At 45.0% G+C, this 12801-nt stretch carries 8 protein-coding genes; all 8 read left to right on the top strand.

The window, feature by feature from the left end:
- A partial coding sequence (locus DDR33_RS13035; RefSeq protein ID WP_317047445.1) for a sensor histidine kinase occupies positions 1–1342 on the top strand: 1342 nt, incomplete at its 5' end.
- 151 nt (positions 1343–1493) lie between these two features.
- Positions 1494–1847 (top strand): RNA recognition motif domain-containing protein, encoded by a 354-nt coding sequence (locus tag DDR33_RS13030; protein ID WP_109416238.1) that lies wholly within the window; start codon positions 1494–1496, stop codon positions 1845–1847.
- Between the two features lie 954 nt (positions 1848–2801).
- Entirely contained in the window at positions 2802–3428 is a 627-nt protein-coding gene (locus DDR33_RS13020) for an RNA polymerase sigma-70 factor (RefSeq protein ID WP_158280740.1), read from the top strand.
- A gap of 162 nt (positions 3429–3590) precedes the next feature.
- Positions 3591–4664: a FecR family protein gene (locus tag DDR33_RS13015; protein WP_109416235.1), complete on the top strand. Its 1074-nt coding sequence runs from the start codon at positions 3591–3593 to the stop codon at positions 4662–4664.
- Positions 4665–4962: 298 nt separating this feature from the next.
- The gene (locus DDR33_RS13010; protein WP_109416381.1) at positions 4963–8412 is read left to right on the top strand and encodes a SusC/RagA family TonB-linked outer membrane protein; all 3450 of its coding nucleotides are present in this window, start codon (positions 4963–4965) and stop codon (positions 8410–8412) included.
- 16 nt (positions 8413–8428) lie between these two features.
- On the top strand, positions 8429–10129 hold the full coding sequence (locus DDR33_RS13005) for a RagB/SusD family nutrient uptake outer membrane protein (protein ID WP_109416234.1): 1701 nt from the start codon (positions 8429–8431) through the stop codon (positions 10127–10129).
- A gap of 29 nt (positions 10130–10158) precedes the next feature.
- Positions 10159–11145 (top strand): discoidin domain-containing protein, encoded by a 987-nt coding sequence (locus DDR33_RS13000; protein WP_158280739.1) that lies wholly within the window; start codon positions 10159–10161, stop codon positions 11143–11145.
- Positions 11146–11233: 88 nt separating this feature from the next.
- On the top strand, positions 11234–12784 hold the full coding sequence (locus DDR33_RS12995) for an alpha-L-fucosidase (RefSeq protein ID WP_238387796.1): 1551 nt from the start codon (positions 11234–11236) through the stop codon (positions 12782–12784).
- The last annotated feature ends 17 nt before the right edge of the window (positions 12785–12801 follow it).

Below are 12801 nucleotides of genomic sequence, written 5' to 3'. Positions count from 1 at the left end.
CACCATGTATAGGGTTCAATGGAATATAATACTAAGGGTACTACTGCTGTTCATCTGTACCTGTGCTATAGCCTGGGTGGTCGTGAAGGGTTCCTACACCTGGCTGTTTATCCTGTTGCCGCTCGTTGTATGGATCGTTTATAATTTATGCAGGTGGCAGATCGAGGTCTATTATGAGATCAATGATTTTGTTGAAGCGGTATATTACCGGGATTTTTCAAGGAATTTCGATATTCGCCATGCCCCGGCCAACCTGAAGCCTCTGAGGAAAGGCTTTAACTCCATTAACACAATCTTTAAAAAGATCACCAGGGAGAAAGAAACGCAATATCTGTATTTGCAGCAGATCCTGGAGATGATCGAAACGGGCATCATGTCGTACGAAGAGAAGGATGGTGAAGTCTTATGGATGAATGAGTCTTTGAAAAAGCTCCTGAACCTGCCTTACCTAAGGACTGTTCATTCTCTGGAGATACGGGATAAAAGCCTGTACTCCGCTATCATCGAACTGGTTCCGGGAGAAAGCCGGATCGTTTCCATACATCCTGAATCTACTTCCTTCAAGATCCTCCTCTCTGCAACGGCATTTCAGACAGAAGGGAAAAAATACAAGCTGGTCGCTTTTCAAAATATTAACGAAGCTCTGGACGAGACAGAAGCAAAAGCCTGGCAGAAATTACTGAGCGTACTGACCCACGAGATTATGAATTCGGTAGCCCCCATATCTTCGCTTGCCGACACATTGAAGACTCGTCTCGAGAGTTCTGCATCTAGTCCGGAGGAAGATCCGTGTTCTACTGACGATATTAAAGTTGGGATCGAAACCATTAAACGGCGGAGTGAGGGCCTTTTGAAATTCGCAGAGACTTACAGGACCCTTAATAAGATTACGACTCTCAGTCTTAAGAAAATGTATGTCCGGGATTTGTTTGAGAATCTTTATCAGTTGATGCAGCCAACCCTCGACAGCAAAAATATCGAGATGGACATCATCCTTAAAGATCCGGGTTTGCAGTTTGAAATAGATCCCAGCCTGATCGAGCAGGTGCTGATCAACCTTATAGTCAACGCTATTGATGCAGTAAAGGAAAGTGCCGAACCAAGGATTCTTCTCTCCGCAGTTCAAACCCCGGCGAAGAAAACTCTTATTCAGGTGGCCGATAATGGCCCTGGTATTTCTCCTGACTTGCAGGAAAGGATCTTTATTCCGTTCTTCAGTACAAAGAAAACAGGCAGCGGCATAGGGCTGAGCTTGTGTAAACAGATTATGCTGTTGCATAAGGGGAATATCCAGGTGCAATCCAGGGAAGGTGAAGGATCGGTATTTATACTACAATTTTAAAAAAAAAAGTTTTGTAATATAATTCTTCGTATATTGTAGCAGTATTTTAAATGCATCTGTCACAGAAAGATAATTACGCTCACATATCTCTCGAAATAATAACAAATAAATATCATTATACTATTCCCCCTAACTCAAACAAATTACTACAATGAAAATTTTCGTGGCAAGTCTGCCTTTTAAATTAGAAGAAAACGACATCAGGGAGACTTTTGAAGAATACGGAGAAGTATCTTCAGTAAAACTTGTGCTCGATAAGGAAACAGGCAAAAAGAAGGGTTTTGGTTTTGTTGAAATGCCAGATGATGAGCAGGCAAGAAAGGCGATAGCCGATCTTAACGGCCTTGAGATCTATGGTCGTGCGATTGCTGTTGCCCAGGCAGAAGAAAAAGCCGGCGGTAATAATAACCGCAGAAATAATTTCGGCAATAACCGTGGTGGCGGTGGTTTCAACAGAGGTGGTTATAATAAGAACTACCAGGACAGAAATCAGGAGCAGGACTAAAGAAATTAGCGGCTGAGTTAGCTCAGGCGTCGCAAATAGAGTTTATATCTTTCACTGGCTTGTCGCTGGTGAAGGATATTTGGATACTTACAACCTTGTCAGAAGAAAAGGTTAAGCCTTCTTTTTTTAAAAATTCCGGACGCTATATCAAATCAGGATCCTTTCGGAGTTACTGATTTCTTTTATTATCAAAATGTAAACCTTGTGGAAGTCTTTTTTTGAAAATGAATTCTTTATGGATCTTTATTTGTCGCTCTTAACGGATAGACGGATATTCGCCTAATCCCGCTAATATAGAATCTTTGCCGGAACAGGCATCCTGCAAGCATACATATAAAAAGACCGTGGTGAACGGATATTTCGGTTGGGGTATCTTCACGGGTTTTGATCCACGGTATGCCGTTTATGCTGGTGTTAATCTGAATGTTGATTCTGTGACCGGACTTTTACCGGTCAATAGGCTATATACAAAAAGCAAATAAATTCGCGCGCTGAACCGGTGAGGGACAGTACCCGGCAGACAGGAAGATAATTCTGTGAATAACGCTGGTGCTGTGGGGCCCCGCTGCTGCCCCAGCTCGAGATGAATGCAAGGTAAGAGCACGGTGAGAGCAGGGTGAGTGCACCCTTTTCCAGCAAAAGGTGCACTCACCCTGCTCTCACCGTGCTGTCAACGTGCTCTCATCCGGGATAGCTCCCCATTCGGGTACCCATCGGGTACATCTAATTCATGGATCCTTCCTCAAGGGTACCGCCTCCTGGTAGTAAAACAAGCAGAATGGACAGACGCCGGATAGTAGTTAATTCGATTGAAACCGGACTAATACGAAGGTACGATGTTTGCCTGTTATTCTCTTGTTAATTGTGTGCTGCCATAGTGTTAATTTATTTTTAATAATGGGGTAAGTTTCTTGCTGAATTATTCACTAGCTTAGTATTTTAAAGCGCATTCATTTGAAGAAGATCTACAACATTCAGGAGCTATGGTTGCGTATCGTTGAGAAAAGCGATGAGAAGGCTTTCGAAGAACTTTTTTATGCTTTAAACTCCCGTCTTATAAAGTTCGGTCTTTTTTATGTCCATCAGAAGGAAGTGGCGGAGGAGATCGTGTCAGATGTTTTCGTAAAAGTCTGGACTCAGAGACAAGATCTGAAACATGTTCGGAAAGCTGAAACGTACTTGTTTATCTCTGTAAAAAATCTGGCATTAAATCATATTAAAAAGTTCTCCAGCATTCATATCGTTGCACTGGAAGATTCCACCCTTCACCTGGTTGACACTCATTGTCCCGATGTAGAGATGGAAAAACGGGAGCTGATCTTTAAGCTGAATCAGGCCATTGATTCTCTTCCCCGCCAATGCCGGATCATTTTCAGGCTGGTAAAAGATGATGGAATGAAATACAAGGATGTTGCCTTGATCCTGGGGATCTCGCAAAGAACTGTTCAGACACAGCTTTTCAGGGCGATGAAAAAACTAAACCTCATTATGCTGCCTTATATTAAATCTGATCTGCTGTCTCCAAATACCCATATATTGTTGAGTATTGCCTTTTTTGTTTTGTTATCACTTGTTTTTTAAGACGTCTGAATGCAGGGTCTCTGATCTTTATAAACACTTCTTTTTTGTTCTCTCACGAGACTCGTCTCTTTTTTGAGAAAAGTGAAAAAAAACTAAATTTCCTGTAAGCATATCTCCGGAAAAAATTGTCCTTGACAAAAAGGATAATATCCCTTATTCAGGATGACAGAAGACAGGTTTACAGAGCTGCTTTTAAAAGATCTATCCGGGGAGATTCTTCCCGGTGAGAAAGAGGAATTCCAGCAGGCACTGGCGGATGACTCTTATATGAAGCGATACCAATTATTCAAATTATACTGGTCGGAGCATTCTTCAAATCAAACAAACAGTGAGAATTTGCTGAGAAAGATCTACCAGAAGATCGAACAGGCGGGGCCGGAGGTGAAAATAATGAACGAAGAGCCCACGAAAAGGGCATTCAGGCCGTATAGGTGGCGAAGTATTGCGGCTGTACTTGCGGTGGGAGTGATCTCGGTGTTTCTGTACAGATTGTATCAACCAAATATCCCTGCCGAAAAGGATACATGGCTGGAAAAGGTGACGAAGAGAGGGCAGAAGGCTTACTTTTCATTGCCGGACGGAACCAGGATCTCCCTGAACTCTTCAAGTAAGTTACGATACAGGGCAAACGCTCCGGACGGCGGCAGAGAAGTATACCTGGTCGGAGAAGCATATTTTGATGTAAAGAAAGACCGGGAGCATCCTTTCGTGATCCATACCGAGAAGATGAACGTTCGCGTGCTGGGAACTGAATTTAATGTAAAGGCATATCCTGATGAATCAACCAGTGAGACAACTCTTATAAAAGGGGCAGTGGAAGTGACCCTGAAAGACCGTCCGGAAGATAAGGTTATTTTGAAGCCGACAGAAAAGCTTATTGTAAACTTTTCTCCGTTAAAAGGGTCATCTGCCGGAAACAAAGAACAGGCGGGGCGGATAGATCTTCCCAATAATACTCTCACCGAAATCACTTACATGAGAAAGCAGGATTCAGCTATTGTGGAAACTTCCTGGATACAGAATAAGCTGGTATTTAAGGATGAGCCACTGGACGAAGTTTGCCGGAGCCTGGAACGTTGGTATAATGTTACTATCAGGATAAAAAATGACCAGCTGAAGCAGGTGCGGTATACTGTGACATTTGCGGGGGAACCTCTTCGTGCGGTTTTAAAGGCCCTTCAAACGGCAGATCCTTTTCAGTACAGGATCGAAGGGGATGTTGTCTATATATATTAATTAACAAAGCATATATATGTTAACAAATCTTTCAGGTGCAATATCGTCTTTCTGAATTGACATATTCAAAAATATATTAACCAATCAACGAAAATATATGCAGGAAAAAACAGTTACTTAACCACGAAAAAGGGGATTGTTGGCACCAATCCCCTCAAAAAAATCAGATGACTTAAATTTCACAACCTGTTGGCACCAGGTTGATTTGTTCACCTTTTAACTTAACAAAAGTATGAAATTTTTTATACACCCCGGGGGTGTGGGAAAATGTTACGGACTTTTAAAATGTCTGTTAATCATGAAATTGACACTTGCTCTTATATTAATTATAAACCTGCAGGCGCTGGCAAGTGTATATTCACAAACTAAAGTTACACTTAACTTTAAGTCGGCGGGTTTTAAACAGGTGCTGACTGCGATCGAGAAGAAAAGCAGTTACCGGTTTGTTTACAGTGAAAGAAGGATATCTTCGGATAAAAAAGTGGATATCCATGTAACGGATGAGGACGTTCTCTCCGTTCTTGATCAGTTGCTTAATGATTCTCCATATACTTATAATCAGCTGTCGGAGAGGCTGGTTGCAATTGTTCCGAAAGGAGAATTGTTTCGGGCTGTACGGATCAGCGGAAAAGTGGTTGATGAGACGGGGCAGCCGCTGCCGGGAGCGTCTGTTAAGGTAAAAGGTTCAACCAGCGGCGTTTCAACAGATGTTAATGGCTCATTTTCGCTAGAGGTTCCTGAAAATGCTGTTTTGGTGATTTCCTATATCGGCTATCAGGTGCAGGAAGTGACAATAAGAGGAACTGAAGGAACAAGTGTACCGGGTTTCTCCTGGCATTACCGTTTTCAGGGGCAGGAAGTGACAGTAAGGGGAACCGAACCCGTTACCATCAAATTACTGCCCCTGAATAATAGCCTGAATGAAGTAGTTGTTGTAGGATATGGGACGCAAAAGGCGGCGAACTTAACGGGTTCCGTGGCAACGGTGTCATCGAAGGTTCTGGAAAACAGGCCGCTGACCAATTTGGCACAGGGATTACAGGGAACGATGCCGGGATTAACAGTCACCAATCCGGGTGGTTCTCCAGGCCAGGGATCGTCCTTTCGCCTGAGGGGATTAGGAACGCTGACCGGAAAGGAAAGTCCGCTGGTCCTTGTGGACGGAGTGGTGATGGATCCCAACCTGGTGAATCCTGAAGATGTTGAGAGTGTAACGGTGCTTAAAGATGCTGCTTCTGCGGCTATTTACGGAGGACGGGGTGCATTCGGGGTGATCCTGATTAAAACTAAAAACGGAACCACAGGTAAGGTAAGCGTCAGTTATTCGGGAAATTATACGCTTTCCCGGCCAACCAGACTGCCGGAATTCCTCAATGGGCCCGAGTATATCGGGATGTTCAGAGATGCGGTGAGAAGGGCAGGAGGAAACAGCTATAATTACACCGACGAAGATTCTATCAGGGCTGAGGCTTTTCTTGCAGATCCGGCTAATAATTTACCGGTTTATACAGATCCTTCCAACCCCAGGAAGTACAGGTATGTGGGAAGTACCGATTGGATCGATGTTTTATATCCGGGCTATCAGCCGCAACAGCAGCATAATATTTCCTTGTCAGGCGGAGAAGGAAAGACAACCTACATGGCAAGTATGGGATATTTTAACCAGGAGGGACTTTTGAAGGAGGCAAACCAGAGCTATGACCGGTATAATGCAACGCTGAAATTGAATAACCAGACCACAAAATGGATGGATCTTAACTTTAAGGCAACTCTGAACCATAGTGCCTATGACACTCCCAACGGCACCCAGTTTAATGATACTACATCTATAACGGGATCTTTCATTCCTACAGATCTGACTCCTCTGATGCCGGTTTATCATCCCGACGGTAACTTTTCGGGGCAGGGAAATTATACTAATATGATTGCCCTGATGAAGCAGAACGGGCGTCAGAAATACGATATCAATGACGTGTGGCTGACGGGCCAGGTTATAGTCAAACCACTCAGGAAAGTCCGCGTGGTGGCTGACTATACATGGAACGGGTATTTTTATAACCGGAGCCAGCACTATAAGGCATTTAATGAATATGGTGCAGACGGGGTCTTGCTGGGTACATATTCCTGGACCTCGCCCAGCAGACTTTATCAGACAAATAGCAGTGATACCTATTATGCCCTGAACGGTTACGCGGAGTACGAAAATACTTTTGCAGAGAAACATTACTTCAAAGCAATGGTGGGATACAATGAGGAGCTAAAAAAGAACCGCAGCTTTGGGGTTACAGTCAAGAACCTCATCGACCCGACGCTGGAGAGCCTGGTACCGAACTATGATCCCAATCCGGCTGTGAGAGGTGCTTTGTCTGAGTGGGCTGTGAGCGGTTCCTTCTTCAGGTTAAACTATATTTATGACGACAAATACCTGCTGGAAGTGAATGGCCGGTATGACGGGACCTCTCGTTTTAAAAGAGGAGACCGTTATCTTTTTGTTCCTTCATTGTCGGCAGGCTGGCGTATGTCGGAGGAGAAATTCTTTGAAAAGTGGAAGGGAGCTGTTAATAACTTAAAACTTCGCGGGTCACTGGGGACGTCAGGTAACCAGGCTACAAGTAGTCCCTACCCCTACATCGCGACAATGCCAACCGGACAAACCGGGTATGTTTTTGATAATAACCTGACCAGCCCGTATGTGGGTGCCCCCGGATTAGTAAATCCTGATTTTACCTGGGAGAAAGTACAAACCTTTAATCTGGGGTTAGATGCTTCGTTCCTGAAAAACCGGCTGGGTCTGAGCTTTGATCGTTACGAACGCAAGACGAAGGATATGCTTTATGCATCTGCACCCCTGCCAGCTGTACTCGGGGCAAATCCGCCGCAAAGCAACTCGGTAGATCTGAAAACAACAGGATGGGAACTTAATCTTACATGGAATGACCGGATTGGTGAAGATTTTAGCTATAACATTGGATTCAATATCTCCGATTACACATCAAAAGTAACGAAGTTTGATCTTAACCCGACGAACCTGCTGCCAACCTCCGGCGCGCAGACTTACTACGCCGGATACAAGCTTGGCGATCAGTGGGGATATACCACTGCTGGTTTCTTTCAATCACAGGATGAGATAAATAAATCTGCCAGCCAAAAGGAAATCTGGGGAGGAAGCTGGCTGCCGGGTGACATCCGGTATGCGGATCTTGACGGAAACGGGACTATTAACCAGGGGGACAACACCCTGCAAAACCCTGGCGACCGGCGGGTGATCGGTAACACAACCCCCCGTTATCAGTTTGGGTTAAACTTATCAGGAGAGTACAAAGGATTTGATGCCACATTGTTCTTCCAGGGCGTAATGAAAAGGGATGCCTGGCTTTATGGTACATACTTCTGGGGATTTACAGATGAATGGTCTGTCCCTCTGAAATATAACCTTGATACCTGGACTCCCGAAAACCGGGATGCGTACTATCCTGTAAACAAAATCGGAGCCTGGTATAACCAGATGGAGCAAACTAAATATCGTCAGAACGCCGCTTACGCGCGTCTTAAACAGGTTACGGTCGGATATACACTTCCAAAGTCGCTGACCGGCAGGATAAAGGTAAACCGGGCGCGCTTTTATGTAACCGGACAGAACCTTTTTGAGATCACAGACCTTCATAAGGCTTTCGATCCGGAAATACTGAACGGACAAACGTATCCTCTCAGCCGTTCGATCGCCTTTGGTCTTCAGGTTGGATTGTAATTTGAAATTTAGGATTATGAAAACAAAAAAGATTCTCTATATAGTCATTCTGCTTCTTCCTTTTATAGCCTGTAAGAAGGAAGGCTTTCTTGACAGATTTCCTTTAGACGCCATCAGTGAGCAGACTTATTTTAAAAATGAGAACGATCTCAAGTTGTATATCAACCGCTTCTATGACAATTTGCCGGTTCAAAGAACAAGAGACCCGCTTTCTGATTATGGAACCGATGCGCAATCGGATAATTACGCCATGGGAAATATCAATCAGTTTCTTTCCGGACAGTATGTGGTGCCGCCAAACGGTGGAGGCTGGTCTATTAGTGACTGGGCGGGGATCAGAAATGTTAATTTTTTTCTGAAGCGTTACAACCGCGCGGTGATAGATCAGACGCTGAAAAATTATTACGGCGGTGAAGCACATTTTTTCCGGGCTTTATTTTATTGGGAGAAAGTCAAACGATTTGGAGCGGTACCCTGGCTTTCAAGTGATTTGACAGACACCTCATCGATGGCCCTGTACGGCCCGAGACAGCCGCATAAGGTGGTGATGGATTCAGTGCTGGCGGATCTTGATTTTGCTGCCGGGAACGCTGCTGATGCAACAAATTCCAATTTTGCCGGCCGTATTACAAAAGATGTGGCCCTGGCATTAAAAGCAAGGATCTGTTTGTGGGAAGGGACTTTTAGGAAATATCATGGCCTGGGTGATGAACAGAAATTCTTACGGGAGGCTGCATCCGCTGCTGAAACGCTTATGAATACCGGTCGATACCAGATATACAAAACGGGAAACCCTTCATCCGACTATTATAATCTCTTCATACAGGAAGAACTTAAAGGAAATAAAGAGAATATTCTTGCCCGCAGGTTTATCAGGGATGTGAGTATGCACAACCTTACGAGAGATATTTCAAACGTCTGGCCGGCTCTGACCAAGGATTTTGTCCGTTCATTTTTAATGAGAGACGGAAAGCCTGCAGCACTGAGTACGTTATACCTGGGAGATAATACATTGGATGATGAGCAGGCGAACCGGGATCCCAGGTTCTCACAAATCATTGCGACAAGGGGATTCTCGTTTACGAATAATACGGACGGGACAAAGGATCTGATGACTTTGCCGCGGATACCGGGAGTGGTAACGGGCTACGCACTGATTAAAAATTATAGTCCGGATCCATTGCAATGGGTACAAAGCCAGTCGACCCTGGATCTGTTTATTTTCCGTTATGCAGAAACTCTTCTGATCTATGCGGAGGCGAAAGCGGAGCTGGGGGAGGCAGATCAGACAGTGATCAACAGGACGATTAATGAAATAAGGAGCCGGGTGGGTATGGCAAATATGGTTATTGCCAATTTGGTTAAAGACCCGGATTCTGATTTTCCGGAGCTTCCGGTGCTCATAGACGAGATCAGGAGGGAGCGAAGAATTGAACTAGTCGGCGAGGGCCACAGGTTCGATGATTTGCTGAGATGGAAAGCCGGGAAGCTCCTGGAGAACCCGGAAACGATACTGGGGATGAAGTTAACTCCTGCTCTGAGATCTCAATATCCGGCGAGTCAGGTGAGCAATGTACAGGTGAATGGTAATTTTTATATCAGGGTTTATCCTAATGTTGCGAGCAGGACATGGAATGACAAAATGTATCTGTATCCGATACCGACCGATCAGTTAACCCTCAATCCGGCTCTGTTACCTCAGAACCCGGGATGGTAATGTTTTATCTGTCAATTAATGAGATAACGATGAATACGAAATTCATATTTATACTACTCGCCGGCCTTTTGGTCTTTGCAGCGGGCTGTAAGGAAGATGATTCCTTTAGTGATAAGAAAGGGGATGTGCGGATCTATATGTCGCAGGCAGCGACCGGGAACTTTCAGAACGTAACGGTGGCCCGAAGAGCTCCGCTTCAAAGTGATACTTCGTACATGGTTGATGTTAATGCGTTCTTTGCGGGATCGGGTTACCTGAATGCTCCCGAAGATGTACGCGTGGATTTTGCTGTCGATTATTCGAAATGGGATTCAGTTAATAATGCCCGCGCACAGGCAGGCCTGCCTGTTTATGAGAAAGTTCCTGACAATGTATTGTCTTTCTCTAATAGTTCATCGACCATAAAAAAGGGAATGAGCATCAGTGAGAATACCGGCTTTGCTCTTAACGGAAAGCTGATCCAGGAAGGACATAACTATATGGTTCCGGTAAGCTTAACAGAGGCTGGGGGCGGCTTTCCTGTAAACAGGGCATTGGCAACGACCTATTTTGTTCTGAATGTTACTCCTCCTGTGTATCCTGAGATCAGCAGATCGGCATGGACGATTTATAGTGTAGATTCTGAAGAAGCCAGTGGAGAAGGTCCTGATAATGGAAGGGCTATTTTTGCGCTTGACGGTAAACTCAATACATTCTGGCATACGCAATGGGATGGCGGAGAGCCTCCTCTTCCTCACCATCTCGCAATAGACATGCACGCTGTTAACACGCTTTCCGGTTTATATTTAACAGCACGTCAGAATGCTCCTAACGGAGCTCCCAAGACTGTTGTGGTTGATGTAAGTTCAGATGGTCAAAGCTGGCAAAGTGCGGGTACCTTCCAGCTGGCGGCGGTTAATGCGCGGCAATCTGTTTTCTTTGCCCAGGCTTATTCTGTCAGGTATTTCAGGGTAACGGTAACGGCGACTAACGGAAATACCAATATCACCTTCTTTGCTGAGGTGTCTGCGTTCTGAAATATTGCCGCAGATTTTCTGCGGCAATACCTTTTTCGGAGGATATGTGTCTTTCGTATATTGCATTCATTCTGATATTCATTGAATAATGGTTAAGCTTACCTTTCCAAAAGAATTTCTCAACCTGGTCTGTCTCTTTCTGACTTCAGGGATGTGCATAACAAATCTTTCCAGTTCGTTTGCACAGCTGGTTGACCCTAAGAGCTATGTTGTGATTCCTCCGGAGTCCTCTGAATCTGAAATTATCAGCAGAGCTGCCGGAATTGTCCCTTCAGAGCGGCAGCTGAGGTGGCAACGCCTTGAGCTAACTGCTTTCCTCCATTTTGGGGTCAACACTTTCACGAACAGGGAATGGGGGGATGGGAAAGAGGACCCTGCTATATTTAATCCGTCTGAGCTTGATGCCAGGCAATGGGTCAGGACCTGTAAGGAGGCCGGCTTTAAGCAGGTGATCCTGACTGCTAAACATCATGACGGGTTTTGTTTATGGCCGAGTAAATACACGGAACATTCAGTCAAGAGCAGTCCCTGGAGGGCTGGTAAGGGGGATGTGGTAAAAGAGGTAGCAGATGCATGCCATGAATATGGGATTGGTTTTGGCGTATACCTGTCTCCCTGGGACAGGAACAATGAGTTATTCGGAACGGATGCTTATAACGATTATTTTGTGAACCAGCTGACGGAACTTCTTTCCGGTTACGGCCGTGTAGATGAAGTGTGGTTTGACGGAGCTAATGGTGAAGGGCCGGAAGGGAAAAAACAGGTGTATGATTTTAACAGGTGGTATTCGCTGATCCGGAAGCTTCAGCCATCTGCTGTGATCGCGGTAATGGGGCCGGATGTTCGCTGGGTGGGCACCGAATCCGGTTATGGCCGTGAAACCGAATGGAGCGTAGTTCCCGGAGATGAACTGGTTCAGGGTAAAGTTGCTGCCAGCTCGCAGAAAGAGGCTGGTTTTGCCCCTATGAATATGATGGATGACGATCTGGGCAGCCGCAGTAAGATCTTAAAGGCGAAAAGTCTGGTTTGGTATCCGGCAGAAATAGATGTCTCTATCCGGCCGGGCTGGTTTTATCACCCTGAGGAAAATGATAAAGTGAAGAGCCCGGATAAGCTTATGGATATTTATTTCAGCTCTGTTGGCAGAAACGGTGTTCTTCTTCTGAATATTCCTCCTGATAAAAGAGGATTATTACACGATAGCGATGTGAAGGCGTTGCAGGGATTCAGGAAAAGCCTGGATAAAGCGTTCGAGAGAAACCTGCTGACAAAAGCAGTTGTGAAAGCGTCGGGGAAAAAAATAAATGTGCTTACAGACAAAAACGATGCGACTTCCTGGACGCCGAAGGCTTCTGCTGGTACAGCGGTCATAGACATAAAGCTTGAGGAAATGGAAGAATTTAATATGCTGTTGCTCCAGGAGGATATCCGTAAAGGGCAAAGGGTTGAGCAGTTTTCCCTGGAATATTTTGCTGATGGAGAATGGAAAAAAGCGACGTCGGGAACTACTGTTGGGTATAAGCGAATCCTTCGTTTCCCGATTGTAAGGGCTGACAGGCTGAGATTGAAAATTGAGGCATCCAGGGCGAAAGCGGTGATTGCGGAGGCAGGGGTTTTTAAGTTAAAAGTTAAAAGTTAAAAGTAGAAAGTCGGGGG

Origin of the sequence: Pararcticibacter amylolyticus (assembly GCF_003130405.1) — a bacterium.
Lineage (GTDB): Bacteria > Bacteroidota > Bacteroidia > Sphingobacteriales > Sphingobacteriaceae > Arcticibacter > Arcticibacter amylolyticus.
Note: the sequence above shows the minus strand (reverse complement) of the source record. Positions and strands in the feature narration are given on the sequence as shown.